This is a genomic window from Geobacter grbiciae (assembly GCF_018531165.1).
Taxonomy (GTDB): Bacteria; Desulfobacterota; Desulfuromonadia; order Geobacterales; family Geobacteraceae; genus Geobacter; species Geobacter metallireducens.
This window is the reverse complement of record NZ_JAHDIW010000009.1, coordinates 26,942-44,075: the sequence shown is the minus strand read 5'-3', so window position 1 is coordinate 44,075 and position 17,134 is coordinate 26,942. Positions and strand designations below refer to the sequence as shown.

15 protein-coding genes are annotated in these 17,134 nt (G+C 60.8%); 3 read left to right on the top strand and 12 right to left on the bottom strand.

Going from position 1 to position 17,134, the window contains the following annotated elements:
- Positions 1-2 precede the first annotated feature (2 nt).
- Entirely contained in the window at positions 3-665 is a 663-nt protein-coding gene (locus tag KJB29_RS11785) for a succinate dehydrogenase cytochrome b subunit (RefSeq protein WP_011366047.1), read from the bottom strand.
- Positions 666-1,249: 584 nt separating this feature from the next.
- On the opposite strand from KJB29_RS11785, the gene tgt reads away from it, so the two are divergent.
- On the top strand, positions 1,250-2,356 hold the full coding sequence (gene tgt, locus KJB29_RS11780; protein WP_215734749.1) for a tRNA guanosine(34) transglycosylase Tgt: 1,107 nt from the start codon (positions 1,250-1,252) through the stop codon (positions 2,354-2,356).
- A gap of 80 nt (positions 2,357-2,436) precedes the next feature.
- Entirely contained in the window at positions 2,437-3,231 is a 795-nt protein-coding gene (gene mazG, locus KJB29_RS11775) for a nucleoside triphosphate pyrophosphohydrolase (protein ID WP_215734748.1), read from the top strand.
- A 330-nt stretch (positions 3,232-3,561) separates the two neighbouring features.
- Here the strand turns inward: mazG and murJ are convergent, their stop codons facing one another.
- The 4 genes from murJ to KJB29_RS11755 form a co-directional block, all read right to left on the bottom strand.
- Entirely contained in the window at positions 3,562-5,127 is a 1,566-nt protein-coding gene (gene murJ / locus KJB29_RS11770; RefSeq protein WP_215734747.1) for a murein biosynthesis integral membrane protein MurJ, read from the bottom strand.
- Positions 5,128-5,186: 59 nt separating this feature from the next.
- Positions 5,187-7,307: a thioredoxin domain-containing protein gene (locus KJB29_RS11765; RefSeq protein WP_215734746.1), complete on the bottom strand. Its 2,121-nt coding sequence runs from the start codon at positions 7,305-7,307 to the stop codon at positions 5,187-5,189.
- Positions 7,308-7,399: 92 nt separating this feature from the next.
- Positions 7,400-7,750: a YtxH domain-containing protein gene (locus KJB29_RS11760; RefSeq protein ID WP_004512498.1), complete on the bottom strand. Its 351-nt coding sequence runs from the start codon at positions 7,748-7,750 to the stop codon at positions 7,400-7,402.
- 54 nt (positions 7,751-7,804) lie between these two features.
- Complete coding sequence (locus KJB29_RS11755; RefSeq protein WP_215734745.1) at positions 7,805-8,608, bottom strand: tetratricopeptide repeat protein; 804 nt, start codon at positions 8,606-8,608, stop codon at positions 7,805-7,807.
- A gap of 162 nt (positions 8,609-8,770) precedes the next feature.
- Here KJB29_RS11755 and ptsP point away from each other — a divergent pair, with 162 nt between their 5' ends.
- On the top strand, positions 8,771-11,125 hold the full coding sequence (ptsP, locus tag KJB29_RS11750; RefSeq protein ID WP_215734744.1) for a phosphoenolpyruvate--protein phosphotransferase: 2,355 nt from the start codon (positions 8,771-8,773) through the stop codon (positions 11,123-11,125).
- A 36-nt stretch (positions 11,126-11,161) separates the two neighbouring features.
- On the opposite strand, the gene KJB29_RS11745 is transcribed toward ptsP, so the two are convergent.
- The 7 genes from KJB29_RS11745 to KJB29_RS11715 form a co-directional block, all read right to left on the bottom strand.
- On the bottom strand, positions 11,162-12,325 hold the full coding sequence (locus KJB29_RS11745) for an ABC transporter permease (RefSeq protein WP_215734743.1): 1,164 nt from the start codon (positions 12,323-12,325) through the stop codon (positions 11,162-11,164).
- Complete coding sequence (locus KJB29_RS11740) at positions 12,326-13,483, bottom strand: ABC transporter permease (protein WP_215734742.1); 1,158 nt, start codon at positions 13,481-13,483, stop codon at positions 12,326-12,328. It lies immediately after the preceding gene.
- A 3-nt stretch (positions 13,484-13,486) separates the two neighbouring features.
- Positions 13,487-14,182: an ABC transporter ATP-binding protein gene (locus tag KJB29_RS11735; protein WP_215734741.1), complete on the bottom strand. Its 696-nt coding sequence runs from the start codon at positions 14,180-14,182 to the stop codon at positions 13,487-13,489.
- On the bottom strand, positions 14,183-15,397 hold the full coding sequence (locus tag KJB29_RS11730) for an efflux RND transporter periplasmic adaptor subunit (protein WP_215734740.1): 1,215 nt from the start codon (positions 15,395-15,397) through the stop codon (positions 14,183-14,185).
- A gap of 165 nt (positions 15,398-15,562) precedes the next feature.
- Positions 15,563-16,066 carry a type 1 glutamine amidotransferase domain-containing protein gene (locus KJB29_RS11725; RefSeq protein ID WP_215734739.1) on the bottom strand — a complete coding sequence of 168 codons (504 nt, stop codon included), beginning with the start codon at positions 16,064-16,066 and terminating at the stop codon, positions 15,563-15,565.
- A 73-nt stretch (positions 16,067-16,139) separates the two neighbouring features.
- On the bottom strand, positions 16,140-16,718 hold the full coding sequence (locus KJB29_RS11720; protein WP_215734738.1) for a superoxide dismutase: 579 nt from the start codon (positions 16,716-16,718) through the stop codon (positions 16,140-16,142).
- Positions 16,719-16,839: 121 nt separating this feature from the next.
- Positions 16,840-17,121: a DUF503 domain-containing protein gene (locus tag KJB29_RS11715; protein WP_004512489.1), complete on the bottom strand. Its 282-nt coding sequence runs from the start codon at positions 17,119-17,121 to the stop codon at positions 16,840-16,842.
- Positions 17,122-17,134: the final 13 nt, after the last annotated feature.

Below are 17,134 nucleotides of genomic sequence, written 5' to 3'. Positions count from 1 at the left end.
CCCTAACCTTTCAGAATGCCGGTAACGATGACAAAAGGAATGGACGCATAGCCGAGGAGAAACACAACCGCAGCGACCTTACCAATCGTGGAGAAAACCGGGCGAGATTTGTGATTGTTCCATCCCATCGTCTGGAAGAAGCTCTGGATGCCGTGGGAGAGATGAAGGAACAGCACCACCATCGCGGCGATATAGAGAACTGCGATGATGCCGTGGGAGAAGCTGTTGGTCACCATGCCAAAGACATCGACACGACCGAGAGCGTCTACTCCAACCTTTATATCGGGAGTAGCACGTACAGTGAATTGGAGGAGATGGTAAAGAATGAATGCCAACAGAAGAAGCCCTGTGTAGAGCATACTTGTGCTCGACAGGGTAGCCTCCTTGAGATTCTTGACCGCGTATGTGTCGGGGTTGGCGGCACGGTTTTCAAGGCTCAACTGGACGCCGAAGAAAATATGGATGATCGCCACACAGAGTATAACAAGGCGAAAACCCCAGACCAGGGGGGGAAGTGCGTGGAGGTGCTCGGCATATGCGTTGATGCCGCCCGGAATGAAGATGGAGGAGTTACCAAGCAGATGGACGATAATAAACAGCACCAGAAACTGGCCGGTGATCGCCATCAGAACTTTTCTTCCAACAGTACTTGTGAACAGTTGCATAATGATTTCCCTTTGCGCGTATTCGTTGTTTAGAATTCGAAACATCGCCACCTGAAATCTCAACTTCAATGAAAGACTCAAGCGGCCTTACGGAGAAAACCTTTGAACCGGTTGCGGAGGCGCCCGCCATTCCTTACAATTGTCCATAGTTCCCCCCTGCAAGGATTTATAGTGAATCACAACATTGAGAACCATCAGAACAATGTTAATAATTATTAATTTTTTTCTGTATACTGTATACTAAACGCTGTTTTAGGAAAAAGCAATAAAAAAGTAGCTCTAAGGGGGGTGCGAATGCTTCTCCCGCCTGAGATTGGAACGGCTTACAGAGATCTGAGCTGCTGGGAAGAAAGCATGATATCTGCATTCAAAGGGCCGGGACGGGATGATCTATTCGTACGTAACCCAGCAACGAATCAGAGAATTTCACGGTACAACGTGGCATTGGCCATTTGCCAAAGCGCGGTTGCTTTTTAGTGTCTGTTCTGTTAACAATGCTGGCCAACCATGCAGATAAAAACAGGTCTCAACTGAGTAACCACTAATCTTCGGGCTTTGTAATCCAATTATTCAGAAAAGGCAACATGAAATTTACCCTCAATAAAAAGGACAGGAAGACCGCTGCCCGGCGGGGGACATTGGTAACGCCGCACGGCACTATCGAAACTCCTATCTTCATGCCGGTGGGCACCCACGCAGCCATGAAGGCAATGACACCGGTACAGGTGAAGGAGACCGGCGCCCAGATCATCCTCTCCAACACCTATCACCTTCATCTCCGTCCTGGCGAGGAACTGGTGGCGAAAGCCGGCGGACTCCACAGCTTCATGGCCTGGGACGGACCTATCCTGACCGACTCCGGCGGGTTCCAGGTCTTCTCGCTCCCCAACAAGCGGATAACCGAGGAAGGCGCCTACTTCAAGCATGAGGTTTCCGGCGAGGAGGTCTTTCTCGACCCGGCCAGAGCCATCGCCATCCAGGAAGACCTGGGCGCCGACATAATCATGGCTTTCGACGAGTGCATTCCCTACCCCTGCGACCGCAAGTACGCGGCTAAATCGACCCGAAATACCCTCCGCTGGGCAGAGCAGTGCAAGAAGGCCCAGACACGGAAAGATCAGGCCCTGTTCGGCATCGTACAGGGAAGCGTCTTCGAGGATCTGCGCGCCATGTGCGCCAAAGAACTCGTGCAGATGGATTTCCCCGGCTACGCCATCGGCGGCGTCTCCGTCGGCGAGGGGCTGGATCTGCTAAAGAAAGTGGTGGAGTACACAGCGCCCTACCTGCCGGAAAACAAGCCCCGCTACCTCATGGGCGTTGGACTCCCCGAGGATATCCTCGAAAGTGTCGAGCGAGGGATGGACATGTTCGACTGTGTTATCCCAACCCGTTACGCACGCAGTGCCACCCTCTTTACAAACCGGGGGAAGATTCGCCTCACCAACCGCAAATACCGGCGCGACTTCTACCCCATCGAGCCGAACTGCACCTGTTACACCTGCCGGAACTTCACCAGGGCATACATCCATCATCTCTTCAACGCCAATGAAGTACTCTCCGCTATCCTTGCAAGCATTCACAACGTTCACTTCTATCTGAACATGATGGCGGAAATTCGCCGTGCAATCGAAGAGGGACGTTTTACAGACTATAAGCGGGAATTTCTGGAATCATACCTGAAGGGCGCTTAGAGAAGAGGTTTACATTTCAGCAATCAACGGGGCATCCAGGCGGATGCCCCGTTACGTTTCACGGACGGGAGAGAGTCACCATGAAAAACGAGGGTGCGGGATTTGAAAGAATTATGGAGATCATGCGCCGGTTGAGGGGACCAGGGGGATGTCCCTGGGATGCGGAACAGACCCATGAGTCCCTCAAACGGTATCTTTTGGAAGAGGCTTATGAGGTGATTGAGGCGATTGACGCGGGGTCGGCGGCGATGCTCCGGGAGGAGTTGGGCGATCTGCTCCTCCAACCGGTATTCCACGCGGTGGTCGCTGAAGAGCGTGGCGCGTTCTCCATGGCGGAGGTGCTTGAAACGCTGGCTGAAAAACTGGTGAACCGCCACCCCCATGTTTTCGGCGATCAGGTCATAAAAACCAGCCAGGAGCAGTTGGAGAACTGGGAGCGCCTCAAGCAGCAAGAAAAGAAAGAAGAGCGGAAGTCAGCCCTGTCAGGGGTCCCCCCTCACCTCCCGGCCCTCATGAAGGCTCAGAAGGTAACCGAGAAGGCCGCGCGTGTCGGCTTCGACTGGTCTCACGTGGATGAAGTTTTTGCCAAAGTCATGGAGGAACTGCACGAGTTCGAGGAAACCATGCTCGCCGGCGACCAGGAACGGATGGAGGCTGAACTGGGGGATCTCCTCTTTGCCATCGTGAATCTGGGGCGGTTTCTTGCCATCGACCCCGAGGAGGCGCTTCGCAAGACCATCACCCGCTTTACGGGGCGTTTCGGCCACATCGAGGAAACCCTCCACGGTCGTGGCGTCTCGCTGAAAGATGCCTCCCTGGCCGAGATGGAAGCTCTCTGGAAAGAAGCGAAACGGATGGAACGCGGGGGAGAATGAGAAGGTTGCTGCAACTCTTAGTTACGTTTTTTCAACGCTGTAACCGATTTTCCACACATTCTGTGGATAACCTGTGAACAACGGTGTTGACAATTGTATAAACGGATACAGTATCGAATGGTTTTCGCTTCTTGCCCACTTTTTAATCACACTATAACCATTTGATTTATATATACTTTCGCCTTTATGGCCACAATTCGACGCGTTAGTAAACCGAAGCACTCCGCCAAGTCCTTTTCAGCTGTGCGGCAACACTATCCCTGTTCATAATTGCGTGTAATCCCGCCTTTGCGACACGCCCCCCGGAGAGCGTCCCCGCACACGGAACGATTACCGTCCCAACCTCCTCCGGACCTGGCTCACCACCTCACGGGCCTCGTCGCACCGGAGCACGTGTGCAACCGTCATAAAAATCGCCACCCCCACGCCAATCGACCCCAGAAGCACACAAGCCTTGACGATCTTCCCTCCCGGTGCCGCCCAATCGGTCAGCCTCATCCCCCAGAAGACGACAAGCGCCATGGGAATGGCGGCCAGGAAGGCCTTGAGACCGGAGATGACGATCCTCCGCCCGCCGAAGGGACCGATCTTCCGCCGCAGGAACCAGAGGAGAAGTCCCATGTTGCCCAGGGCGGAGAAGGATGAGGCGAGGGCGAGCCCTCCGTGCTTCAACGGCCCCATGAGGAGAAGGCTGAAGGCCACATTGAGCACAAAAGCGGCAAAGGCAATGGCTACCGGCGTCTTCGTGTCCTTCATGGCATAGAAGGCGGGAACCAGTACCCGCACCAGAGCCACCAGAGACAGCCCCAGGGAGTAGTAGCAAAGGGCCTCGGCCGAACTTGACGCCTTGGCGTAATCGAACTCCCCCCCCATGAAAAGGAGGCTGAAGATGGGGGTCGCACAGACCATGAGCCCGGCGGTGGCCGGAATGGTGACGAAGAGGGTGAGCCGTACTCCAAAAGAGAGGGACTCCTTGAGCTGGTCAATCTCCCCCGCGGCTGCCTGGCGGCTCATGGAAGGAAGGACTGCCTGGGCCACGGACACGGTAAAAATCCCTTGAGGGAACTCGAAGAGACGCTGGGCATAGTAGAGATAGGAAACGCTCCCCTGGGGAAGGAGGGAGGCAAGGATGTTGCCGACGGTGATATTCAGGTAGTAGACGCCGACGCCGAAGACCGAGGGCCCCATGAGAAGAGCGATCTTGCGCACCGCCGGGTGCCCCGGGTTGAAGCGGGGGCGGATGGGGAACCCCTTGCGCCAGAGGGTCGGGAGCTGCAGCGCCAACTGGAGAAACCCCCCGATGATGACGCCGATTGCCAGGGCCGTGATGGGGACCTGGAAGCGGTCGTGGAGAAGCCACGCGCAGAGAATCATGGAGATATTGAGGAAGACCGTGGATATGGCCGGGGTGAAAAAGTGCCGGACGGTATTGAGTATCCCCATGCAGAGGGCCACGAGGCTCACGAAGAAGATATAGGGGAACATGAGCCGGTTCAGGAACACGGTCAGCTCGAACTTGGCGGGTTCCACCCTGAAGCCGGGGAACATGAGGGAGACAATGGCCGGCGAGAGGATGATGCCGGTCAGGGTCACCGCCGCCATGACAATGGTGAGGAGAGTGAAACAGGCGTTGGCCAGTTCCCGCGCCTCCTCCTCACCCTTCTGGGTGAGCCATTCGGAGAACGTGGGGACAAAGGCGGAGGTGAGGGCTCCCTCGGCAAAGAAACGGCGGAGCATGTTCGGTATCTGGAACGCGGCAAAGAAGGCGTCGGTGGCAAGGCCGGCCCCGAAGAGGCGCGAAACCACCATATCGCGCACCATTCCCATGATGCGCGACAGGATCGTGGCAAGGCCCAACACACCGGCGGCCCGGGCGATCTGCTTTTTTTCGGACATTGGTTCACCTGGATGTATGACGTCGAGGGGAGGTTATTATCACAAACAGAGCGGAGGAGTCACGGTTTTTGCTGAGGTGAAGGATAGCCCTCGTCCAGGACCCGATCGAGAATCCCCCCCAGTGCGGCAGGGGATTCGACGGGGATGTGGCAGGCACCGGCAGCGCAGACCTGGGCTGTCGCCCGCCGACCCTGGTCCGGCTCCCCTCTCAGGACAAGGCCCGGAATGAATCTTTTTCCGATCTCAGCGAGCATACCCCGAACCTCGCCACGAGATCCGCCGCTTATGGCAACCTCCACCTGCGGCCCCCGGAGGAGGTCAAGGGCCATGAGGGTCTGGAGATGGGCGACGGGCTGACGCTCGGCTCCGGCCATGAAGGCACGGATGATTTCCTCTCCCGCCTCGACGAAGCGCTCCTCGTCGGCCATTCTGCCGAGCCGGATGAGCTCGGTTGCCGCCAGGCCGTTCCCCGACGGCATGACGCCGTCATAGTCCTCCCGGCTCCGCATGAGGACCGTCTCGGCATCGTTTCCCGTATCGTAGAGCCCCCCGTCTTCGCCGGGAAAGAGCCGGAGCATGTCACGGGCCAGGGAGCAGGCCTCTTCCCGGTACCGTGGATCCAGGGTCGCGTCGTGGAGGGCCAGGAGCCCGTGAATGATGGCAGCGTGGTCTTCAAGGAAGGCCGGCACCTCCCCTTCCCCCCGGTGGATGCTCCTGAGGAGCCGTCCGTCGGCCCGGCGCAGATCCCGAAGGATACGAGCAAGCGCGGCCTCCGCCGCCACGAGGAACCGCTCCCCGCCCCCGGCAAGGAAGAACCGCGCCAGGGCCGCGATCATGAGCCCGTTCCAGGCGGTCACGATCTTTTCGTCCCTGAAGGGGCGCTCCCTTTTCGCCCGCTCCGCCAGCAGCAGTGACCGCCACCCTTCAACCTTCTCCCCAAGATTTTCGGGAGGCACTCCCTCCCGCTGCGCGAATTCGTTGAGCGGGACCGGCAGATTGAGAATGTTCGCCCCCTCGAAATTCCCCTTTTCGGCCACGTCGAACAGGCGGCAGAACATATCGCCGTCCGCTTCGCCAAGGACAGAGCGTATCTGGGCGGGGGTCCAGAGGTAGTACCGCCCCTCCTCTCCCTCCGTGTCCGCATCGAGGGCCGAATAGAAGCCCCCCTCCGGCGCAGCCAGCTCGCGAAGAGCAAAATCGCAGAGCTGCTCCGCCATCTCCCGCAAGGATTCCTGCCCCGTGGCCTGGAACGCCTCCACTGCCGCCATGGCCACCAGAGCCTGGTCGTAGAGCATCTTCTCGAAGTGGGGGACGAGCCAGCGGCTGTCGACGCTGTAGCGGTGAAGGCCGAAGCCGAGCTGATCAAAGATCCCGCCCCGGCGCAGCGCCTCCAGAGTTGCCACGGCCATGGCGGTGGCCCCGGAATCGCCGAATCGCCGACCATAGCGGAGGAGAAACGAGAGGTTGAGGGGCATGGGGAATTTAGGCGATTGACCGAAACCGGCATTGACCGGGTCGAACATGCCGGCCAGCTGGCTCCGGGCAGCCCGGAACGGCTCATCGCCGGATATCTTTCCGGGCTTCGCAACGGACAGGTTCCGGAGGCTATCGAGGATGGCGGTGCAGTTCTGGCGCACCAGTTCCCGGCGCGTTTTCCAGACCTCGGCGATGCGACTGAGGATTTCCACGAGCCCCGGCATCCCTCCCCGTGAATGTTTGGGGATGTACGTGGCGACAAAGAAGGGTTCCCGTTCGGGGGTCATGCAGACGGTGAGGGGCCAGCCGCCGCTGCCGTTCATGAGCTGGGGCACCCGCATGTAGGTGTCGTCGATGTCGGGCCGTTCCTCCCGGTCCACCTTGATGGCCACGAAGTCCCGGTTCAGCACCGCTGCCACCTCATGGTCCCCGAAGGACTCGTGGGCCATCACATGGCACCAGTGGCAGGTGGCGTAGCCGATGGAGAGAAAGACCGGTTTGTCCTCGGCCCGGGCGCGGGCAAAGGCCTCGTCCCCCCACTCGTACCACGCCACGGGATTGTCGGCATGCTGGAGAAGATAGGGGCTCGAGGCGAACACGAGCCTGTTGAACCCGGGCCCGCCGTCAGGGGGAAGGGCGTCGCGGTCCGCCGAAACTATCCGCTTGAGCCGTGCCTCCCCTCCGTTGGATGTGTGCTCCTTCATGGCACCCTCCGCAATCACCTCGTCAGAGCGTCACAAAAAACGAAAGGCGGAGTGAGCACCCCGCCTTTCCCGTCAGACCTGTCGCGGCAACTCTACCCCAGCATCCTGGCAAGCCGCGACTTTTCCTTCTCCAGTCGATCCTTCCCTTCCTCGAAGGCCTTGATCAGGTCCTTTTTCACGTCTTGGGAAATCTCTTTGCCCCGGGCCAGGATATCCTGGGTCTTGTCGTTCAGGTTATCCACCACGTCGGTGACCTTATCGGTGAAGTCCTCCACCATCTCCTCGGCCTCGCTCCGCGCCCGGCGTGCGATCTTCTTGATATCGCGGCGGGTCTTCTTTCCTGACTGGGGAGCAAAGAGCAGCGCGGCCCCGGCCCCGAGAATTCCACCGGCAATGAGCATCAGCGAGCCAACCATCAGCGTGTTGTTCTTGTCTTCGGACATGGATCATCCCTCCTTCCGGGAAATAATCTTCGTTAGAGACAATGGTACCGCACTTCAGCCATTAGTCGAGCCCACTTCCGCCCTGAGACCTTCGAGCACTGCCTGCACCTCGGCAACGGTTTCCTTGGCCTGGGGAGACTTCTCGTGCCTGAGATAGAGTTCCAGGTACCTGATGGCGTCCTTGACCCGCTCGTTATCCATATAGAGGCTGCCAAGGGTGAGATACGACATGCTGAAGGCGGGGTCGAGCCGCACGGCCTCCAGACACTCATGCTCGGCCTCATCGTGCTCGCCCAGGTCATAGTAAAGCTCACCCAGGTTGAAGTGGGCCGCGGCGTCGTCCGGGTCCAGTTCGATCCCCTTCTGGAAGGCGGCGATGGCTTTCTCGTGCTCGTCGAGGCCATACCAGGCATCGCCAAGGCCGTTGTAGGCAAAGACGTTGGCCGGGTCTATCTCAAGGGCCTTCTCGAAGGCCTTGATCGCCTCCTGGGTCCGCTCCAGGCTATTGTAAACAAGGCCGATGTTCACATGGGCATCGGAGTTGTCAGGATCGAGCGCCACCACCCGCTGGTAGGCCGCCAGGGCCTCCTTGTACTGCGCCAGCTCGAACTTGATGTCTCCCACAGCGGTGAGGGCGTCGAGGTCATCGGGAGCAAGCTTCAGCCCCTTCTCGTATTCCTTGAGGGCGTCCTGGAGCTTCCCCTCCTCGCTCAATGCTTCTCCAAGGTAAAAGTACCCCTCGGCATTGTCGGGTTCGCGCTCCACGCACTCCCTGAACTGCGCGGCGGCACCCGTGTAGTCGCCCGCCTCAGCGAGACTGATCCCCTTTGCCAGAAGTTCGTCGAACGTATCCGCCATGGTCCCTCTCCTTTTTCCCGGTATACTTGGGGCACACTATACCAGAGGAATACGGGCGGCGCCACCGCCGCAGTCACAGAAGGATGATTTTCCCAACTCCGGACTTTCCATTGACCGATTCATGGCTTATAATTAAGTCACTTTATCGTCAAGGGCATCTACATGGCCGAAGAACAACTGGAGACGACCGGTCTGCGGACACTGGAGGATATCAGCACCCTCATCCTCAAATCCCACGACCTCCCCGACACCCTCGACAACATCGTCCATCTGGTTGCAAAACGGATCGGCACCGATGTCTGCTCCATCTACCTGCTGGAAGATGACGGCAAGACCCTCCGTCTCGCGGCCAGCAAGGGGCTTTCGAAAAGCTCCGTCGGCAAGATCACCATGCAGACCTCCGAAGGTCTCGCCGGTCTGGTAATCGAGACCAAAGGCATGGTCACCGCCGACAACGCGCCGCTCCACCCCCGCTACAAGTATTTCCCCGAAACCCGCGAAGAACGGTTCAACTCCTTCCTCGGCATCCCCCTCATGCTGCGGGAGTCCCCCATGGGGGTCATCGTCATCCAGACCAGGGAATCGCGCACCTTCCAGCAGGAGGAGGTGAGCACCCTCACCACCATCGCCTACCAGATCTCCAGCATCGTCATCAACGCCAAGCTCCTGGATTCCATCCGCCTGAAGGAGGCGGAACGGGAGCGGCTCGAACGGGAACTGGAAAAATTCAAGGCCATCGGGGCGCCGGCGGGAGCGGAACCATCCGGTGACAAGCGCAAGCGGGAAAAACGTTCGCTCCTGCTGATGGGGACGCCGGTTTCAGCGGGTTTCTCCCGGGGCAGGGCCGTCATCATCGACCGCCGGGACGAACATGACGGGATGGGAGTGGCGACGGTGCGGCCGCGCCCCGAGGAGCGAAGCCGATTCCAGACCGCCCTCGAAAAGGCGAAGATAGAAACCATCTGCATGGAAAAAAGGGTAGCCGAACTCCTTTCCAAGGAGGATGCCGCCATCTTCCACACCCACCTGATGATCCTGGAAGATCGTGGGTTCATCGCCAAGGTCCACGACCTGATCGAGGAGGATTACGGTGCGGTACGGGCCGTGAATGAGGTGGTGGCCCATTACGTGAGCGCCTTCTCCCGGATGGAGGACCCTTATCTCAAGGAGCGCTCTGCCGACATGGAGGATATCCGGCGCAGGATCATCGCCTTCCTGGACGGTTCGGGCCATGCGCGGCTCAGGCTGCGGGAGAAGCGGATCCTCGCAGCCCACGAGATACTTCCCTCGGACATGGCCACCCTCGACCACGAGAAGCTCTTGGGGATCGTCACCGAAAAGGGGGATCTCAACTCCCACGCCGCCATCATGGCCAAGTCCCTCGGCATACCGGCCGTGGTGGGGGTGGAGGGAATACTCCAGAAACTGGGGCTGCGGGATGAAGTGATCGTCGACGGCAACTCGGGACGCATCTACATCAACCCGAGCGAAAAGATAAAGGGTGAGTACGAGCGGCTGGAAATCGACTTCGGGGTCAGGAGGCGGGAGCTTGAGGGGTTGCGGGACCTGCCGGCGGTGACCCGGGACGGCGTGGACGTGGCGCTCAAGGCCAATATCGGCCTCTTGAGCGACATCCGGGTGGCCCTCGCCAATGGTGCCGAGGGGGTGGGACTCTACCGGACCGAGTTTCCGTACATGACCCGCTCCGCCTTTCCGACCCGCAGCGAGCTCGTCGGACTCTACCGCAAGGTGCTGGAAGGCTTCGCTCCCCATCCGGTCACCATCCGCACCCTCGACATCGGGGGGGACAAGACGCTTCCCTACTTCCCCATGGCAGCGGAGGACAACCCCTTCATGGGATGGCGCTCCATCCGGGTGTCTTTGGAGCGGGAGGACATCTTCCGGGTCCAGTTGGCGGGGATCCTCCTGGCCTCGCTCCACGGCAAGGCCAGGATAATGTTCCCCATGGTGTCGAGCATCGCCGAGATCTGGCAGATCAAAAAGATCCTCGGGGAGGTGCGCGAGGAACTGGCCCACGAAGGGCAGACCTTCGACCCCGATATCAGCTTCGGAATCATGGTGGAACTGCCAGCTGCCGTGCAGACCGCCCACATCCTCGTGAACGAGGTCGACTTCTTCAGCATCGGCACCAACGATCTGATCCAGTACACCATGGCGGCCGACCGGAACAACCCGAAGGTGCGCCGATACTATGACTCCTGCCAGCCGGCGGTCCTCCACTCCATCAAACGGGTGGTGGACGTGGCCCTGGCGACCGGAAAGCCGGTGTCGGTATGCGGCGAGATGGCCGCCGACCCGGTCATGGCCATCCTCCTGGTGGGAATGGGCATCCGCGAACTGAGCCTGTCGGCCCCCTCCATCCCGGTGGTCAAGCAGGCCATCCGCTCCGTGGATCTCCGCACGGCGCGGGAGATGGCGGACCGAGTGCTTTCCCTCGTCAGTTCCGGCGCCGTGCGTACCTACCTGGCAGAGACCCAGAACGCCCTGGGGCTCTGACCCCCCCAAAACCACTCTCCGAACAGCAGAAAAACGCTACGTCGCCCGCAGCGCATCCACGATATTCATCCGCGCCGCCCGGAAGGCCGGCAGCAGTCCCCCCACAAAACCCATGACGAGGGAAAAGATAAGCGACTTGCCGATGATGCCGGGGGTGAGGGAGAAGGTGAAAGCCAGCTCCGAAAAGGTCTGCCAGTTCATGGTGGAGATGGTGACCAGTTGCATGAACGAAGCGAAGAAGAGCCCCACCACCCCGCCCAGGAGCCCCAGGAAGAGCGACTCCAGGATGAATGCGGCCAGAATGCTCCCCCGCTGAAAGCCCAGGGCCCGCAGGGTGCCGATCTCGGTGACCCGGTTGGCCACGGCGGCGTACATGGTGATCATGGCGCCGATGACCGCCCCGAGAGAAAAAATGATGGTGAGGGTTATCCCAAGAATCCGGAGAAACTTGGCCATGGCCTGGGACTGATCGGCGTAGAAGGTGATCTCCCGCTTCGCTTCCAGGGTCAGGCGCGGGTCGCCCTCGATCCGCTCCTTCACCCTGGCGAACTCCGACGGGTCCCGCAGCTTGAAGATGATGGACGAGTAGACCGGCCGGCGGAAGGCCTGCATGAGCTGGTCCGCGTCGCCCCAAATCTCCGACGAGAAGCCGGTGTTGCCGGCGTCGAAGATCCCCACCACGGTCCAGTCCCGCATGCCGAAGCGCAGGGTCTCGCCGATGCCACCCCCCTTGAAGCGCTTGGCAATGCTGGCCCCGGCCATGATCTCGGCCGAGCCGGGGCGCGGCATCCGCCCCTCGATGACCTTCACCTGGGGGCGCATGAGGAGCGATGTGGCACTTACCCCCCGGATAATGACGTTGGAGGGCTTGCCGCTCCCCCGCTTGGGAAGGCTGATGAGGACCACGATTTCCTTGGCGACGAGACGCTCTCCCCCCTCCACCGCGATCTCGGGCTGGGTTTCCACCACCGCCGCCTGGGAACGGTCGATGCCGCTCTGCACCTCGGTCTGGGCCGACTTGCGGATCACCACCACATTGTCGTAGGAACCGGTATCCACCAGGGTCTTCCGGAGCCCCTCGGCCAGCATGAGGGTTGCCGCAAAGACAAAGACAACCAGCGCCATGCCCGAGGCGGTGAGGACCGTGGTCAGACGCCGGGTCCAGAGGTTGCGGAAGCTGTAAGAGTAGGGGATACCCATCTACCCTATCCTCCGCAGGCCATCCGCTATTCCAATGGTCGCCCCTCGCCAGGTGGGGAAGATTCCCGCCACGACTCCCACCACGAGGGCGGCGGCCAGGTCCATCACGATGGTTTGCGGGGCAATGGAGAAGACCGGGAAGAACTGGGAGAGTTCCGTCTCGATCCAGTGGGCCGCCGGAAAGGTGCAGGCAACCCCGGCAATCCCGCCGATCATGGCGATGACGATGGATTCGCCGAAGACCACCCCCGCGATGTGGATCGCCCCGAAGCCGAGGGTCTTCAGGGTGGCGTACTCGGCGATCCGCTCCCGGGCGGTCATGGCCATGGTATTGGCCGCCACCACCATGATGATGACGATCACCACGTAGGAGACGATCTGAATGGCAATCAGGATCGCCTCGGTCATGGAGACAAAACCCATCTGGAACGCCTTCTCGGTCTCGGTCAGGGTCTCGGCCAAGGAGTTCTTGAAGATGGCATCAATCGCCAGGGAGACCTCCGCCGCCTGTTCCGGCTTGGTGAGGGAGATCATGTAGAACCCCACCTGGTCGGCCCGGCGGGCAATGGTCTTCTTGACGGTTTCGTTCAGGTAGTCCCAGTGGAAGAAGAGCTGGGTCTCGTCGGTGTTCTTCTGGGCACCCCGGTAAATCCCCCGGATCACGAAGTCCCACTGGCCGGGGAAGATGGTCCCCCGCAGCGTCACCTGATCCCCCACCTTCCAGCCGAAGCGCTCGGCGGTCTTTCGCCCCACGATGCACCCCTTGCGGTCAAGGGCAAAGGCCTTTACCTGAGTGGGGTCGATGACGTACTCCGGGTACATGGCCAGGTAGCTCTTGGGTTCGACGGCGAAGTTGGGGAAAAAGTTCTTCTCGTCCTTATAGATACCGCCGAACCAGTTCCCCCAGGAGACGTCCTTCACCCCCGGCACCTGGCGGATCCGGTCCTTGTACGAGATGGGAAGGGGAAAGACGAGGGATATGGCATTGCGGGTGATGAGGCGGGAGGCCGACGACGCCTCCACCCCCGCGTACCAGAGATCCACCAGGGTCCTCAGCAGGCCGAAGGCCACGATGGCGATGGCCACCCCCACTATGGTGAGGATGGTCCGGAGCTTGTGGCGGAAGGCGTTGCGTATGAGGAGCTTGAGAATGAACACGGTCTACCCCGCCCCGTCGGTCAGCTCCCCCTTCTCCAGGTGGAGGAGCCGGTGGGCCTGCTCGGCGGCCCGGGGATCGTGGGTGACCATGATGATGGTTTTGCCGAAACCGCTGACAAGCCGCTCCATGAGCGCGAGGATCTCCCCGGCCGAGACCCGGTCCAGGTCGCCGGTGGGCTCGTCGGCCACGAGGATCTCCGGGTCGGTGACCATGGCCCGGGCAATGGCGACCCGCTGCTGCTGCCCCCCCGAGAGCTGGGAGGGGTAGTGGTCCATCCGGTCGGCGAGCCCCACCAGGGAGAGGACCGTCTCCACATGCTCCCGCCGCTCCCGGCGGGTGAGCCCCGTGAGGAGGAGCGGCAACTCCACGTTCTCGAAGGCGGTCAGCACCGGGATCAGGTTGTAGAACTGGAAGATGAACCCCACGTTGCCGGCCCGCCAGGTGGCCAGCTCCGCCTCGGGGAGGGTGCTGATCTCCACCCCGCCAATGGTGATGGTGCCGCTGTCGGCCTTGTCGATGCCGGCGATGAGGTTCAGGAGCGTGCTCTTCCCCGACCCCGACGGTCCCATGAGGGCCAGGAACTCCCCCGGCGCGATGTCGAAGGAGATGTCCTGGAGCACCGGCACGGTCTGCTGCCCCCGCCGGTACGACTTGGAGAGGTTGCGCACGGCAACGATGGGAGGGGTGGTTTCTGCCATCTACTTCTCCGCCGTCTTGATCTTCGTCCCGTCCTTGAGCTTATCGAGGGGCTTGATGGCGATCTTGTCACCCGGCTTGGCGCCGGCGGTTATCTCCAGCATCTCGCCGATCTTCGCGCCCACGCTAACGGGCACTTCCGCCACCCGGCCACCCTTCACGAGAAAGAGCACCTTCCGCCCTCCCCGCTCCACTACCGCAGCGGGGTTCACCGCCGTCTTGGGCTTTTCCTCGCCCGGCGCCACGGGGCGCCCCAGAAACGCAACCTTGGCGCTCATCTCCGGCAGTATCCGCGGGTCGAGCTTCTCGAAGCGGACCTTCACGAGCACTGTCGCCTTGGAGCGGTCGGCGGTAGGGACCACCATGTGGACCCTCCCCTTAAAGCGCACTTCGGGAAGGGCATCCAGCTGTATCTCGCACGGTTGCCCGACCTTTACCGTCTCCAGGTTCGATTCGGAGACATCGGCCTCCACCTGGAGGGAGCCGAGGTCGGCAATGGTGACTACGGCGGCCTTGGCGTTGGCGGCGGCACCGATGGGGGTGACGATATCGCCGATATCGGCGTTTTTGGTGAGGACCACGGCGTCGAAGGGAGCACGGATGAAGGAGTATTCCAGATTCACCTCGGCCCCCCTGAGGGCCGCCTCTGAAGCGGCTATGGAGGCGTTGGCCCCGGTCACGGCCGCCTTTGCCCGGCGGTAGCGGGCCTCGGCGGAATCGTACTCTGCCTTGGCGACAATCCCCTCCTTCAGGAGTTGTTTCTCCCGCTCAAAGGCCAGGGTAGCATCGGTGAGCTCGGCCTTGGCCTGGTCGAGGCTCGCCCGGGAAGTTTTCACGGTGGCGGCGGCCTGATCCCTGGCTGCTGCGGCATCGAGGTTTTCCAGGCGGGCGAGGATTTCTCCCTGTTTCACGCGGCTCCCCTCCTCCACCCCCAGCCAGTCAAGCCGACCGGTCACCTTGGCGGCCACGGCGGCCTTGCGCTGGGCCGCCACATAACCGCTGGCGTTCAGGAGCGTGTATGCCTGGGATGGGTAGACCTGGGTCACGGTGCCCGTTTCCACGGTTACCGCCGGCGAAAGGACGCCGCTCACGAAGAGGATCAGGAGCACAACCACCGCCACAGCTGCCACAATCCAGAAGCGCGGCCGGCGCCGGCCTCCCGAACGGGCAAGGGCGCCCTTGTCGATCTTCAGCTTTCCCAGGTCTTCGTTGGCCATAGAGTTCTCCGGGGAGGATTCGTGTGAAAGTTTACTACGCGGCAATGACGTGAGAGCATAGCATTAGTAACCCATGGTGTGAAGAGGGGAAGAGGCCACAAAAAAGCCGGTCGGGACGGACTCCCTTCCGGCTTTCCTGTAAAGTGTCGGCCCGAACAGAACATCCTATCCCTTGAGCTTCTTCATGAGCTCACGCATGAAGGCGGGGATGTCCGACGGCTGCCGTGAGGTGATCAGGTTGCCGTCCACCACCACCTCGCTGTCCTCGTAGAGGGCACCTGCCTGCCTCATTTCGTCGGCGACGGACTGGTAGCAGGTGGCCCGCCGTCCCGACAGGAGACCGGCACTGATAAGGATCTGGGGGCCATGGCAGATGGCGGCAACGGGCTTGTTATGGGCAAAGAAGCTGCGGCAGATCTCCAGGGCAGCGGGTTCTTTCCGGACGGCAGCCGGCGCCTTCCCGCCCGGAAGGACAAGGAGGGCATACCCTTCGGGCTTCACCTCCGGAAGCGACTTGTCCGCCTGCACCTCGTAGCCGTGCTTCCCCGTGATGGTTCCCCGGTGGATGGATGCGATGTCCACCGGGATCCCCTCCTCCAGCAGGCGGTAGTAGGGGGCGAGAAGTTCGGAGTCCTCGAACTGGTCGGCGCTGATGATGAGTGCTCTCATAATTTTCCTCCCTGAAAACGGCGTAGGGGCAATCCATGAATTGCCCCCACGTTACATCCCGTATTGTGCCTGGTTACTTCAACCGAGCCTCGGCAGCCTTCCAGTCGATGTTCCTGAAGAACGCCTCGATGTAGTCGGCCCGCTTGAGCCCGTAGTCGAGCATGAAGGCATGCTCGAACACGTCCATGATCAGGATCGGCGCGCAACCGGCCGGATGGGCCACGTCATGCTCGTTGATCCAGAAGTTCATCAGGCGGCCCGAGGCCAAATCCTGATAGAGAACCGCCCAGCCGATGCCGCGCATGGCGCCGGTGGCCCGGAAGTCCTTCTCCCACGCCTCGACGTTCCCGAAATCGGCGGCCATTTTGGCGGCCAGCTTCCCGGCCTGGTCGACGCCCCCCTTCCCCCCCAGGTTCTCGAAGTAGAACTCGTGGAGCCGCATGCCGTTGAACTCCCACCCCAGGCGGCGCTTGAGCTCCGCGTACTCGGGGGCCGCGGTGTTGCCGGCCTTGAGCATCCCGTCGAGAATGTCGAGCACCTTGTTGGTGTTGGTAACATAACCCTGGTACAGGGTGAAATGGTTTTTCAGGAGCGCCTCGCTGAATCCCTCCATACCGAGCAGTTTCGCGTAATCCTTAGCTTCATAGGCCATGACTCTTCCTCCTTGGGGATCGTGAAATATCTTCCGGTGCCGCGGGGCACGGACATAAACTTATCACGTATCCGGCAAAGGTCAAGACAAAAAAGATAAATATGATCCTCTTTGTCCAGTTTCAGCATTCCTCGATGAGAGATGCAACGACCTCCACATCGGGCCGCTCCTCGGCGATCCACTCTTCGACCCGGTCCAGGAGATGCCGGACCCGGGCGCGGTCTCCGCCCACAGTCACGAAGGCAATGACCGTCTCGCCGTGGACATCCTGGAGATCCACCTCGGCGGCGGCGACATTGAAGTTCTGCCGCGCCCGGGCGATAAGGCTCTTCACGATCCCCCGCTTCCCCTTGAGGGAATCGGTCGGGAGGAAGATGTGGAAGCGGGCGGAGAAGACGAACATGTGCATGCTCCAA

Bases quoted from the DNA above. Each gene is read 5' to 3' on its own strand.
- KJB29_RS11785 (WP_011366047.1), bottom strand. From the start codon at position 665: ATGCAACTGTTCACAAGTACTGTTGGAAGAAAAGTTCTGATGGCGATC.
- KJB29_RS11760 (WP_004512498.1), bottom strand. From the start codon at position 7,750: ATGTCCGAAGACAAGAACAACACGCTGATGGTTGGCTCGCTGATGCTC.
- KJB29_RS11745 (WP_215734743.1), bottom strand. From the start codon at position 12,325: ATGGGTATCCCCTACTCTTACAGCTTCCGCAACCTCTGGACCCGGCGT.
- ptsP (WP_215734744.1), top strand. From the start codon at position 8,771: ATGGCCGAAGAACAACTGGAGACGACCGGTCTGCGGACACTGGAGGAT.
- KJB29_RS11755 (WP_215734745.1), bottom strand. From the start codon at position 8,608: ATGGCGGATACGTTCGACGAACTTCTGGCAAAGGGGATCAGTCTCGCT.
- murJ (WP_215734747.1), bottom strand. From the start codon at position 5,127: ATGTCCGAAAAAAAGCAGATCGCCCGGGCCGCCGGTGTGTTGGGCCTT.
- KJB29_RS11730 (WP_215734740.1), bottom strand. From the start codon at position 15,397: ATGGCCAACGAAGACCTGGGAAAGCTGAAGATCGACAAGGGCGCCCTT.
- KJB29_RS11715 (WP_004512489.1), bottom strand. From the start codon at position 17,121: ATGTTCGTCTTCTCCGCCCGCTTCCACATCTTCCTCCCGACCGATTCC.
- KJB29_RS11735 (WP_215734741.1), bottom strand. From the start codon at position 14,182: ATGGCAGAAACCACCCCTCCCATCGTTGCCGTGCGCAACCTCTCCAAG.
- mazG (WP_215734748.1), top strand. From the start codon at position 2,437: ATGAAAAACGAGGGTGCGGGATTTGAAAGAATTATGGAGATCATGCGC.
- KJB29_RS11720 (WP_215734738.1), bottom strand. From the start codon at position 16,718: ATGGCCTATGAAGCTAAGGATTACGCGAAACTGCTCGGTATGGAGGGA.
- KJB29_RS11725 (WP_215734739.1), bottom strand. From the start codon at position 16,066: ATGAGAGCACTCATCATCAGCGCCGACCAGTTCGAGGACTCCGAACTT.
- KJB29_RS11765 (WP_215734746.1), bottom strand. From the start codon at position 7,307: ATGAAGGAGCACACATCCAACGGAGGGGAGGCACGGCTCAAGCGGATA.
- tgt (WP_215734749.1), top strand. From the start codon at position 1,250: ATGAAATTTACCCTCAATAAAAAGGACAGGAAGACCGCTGCCCGGCGG.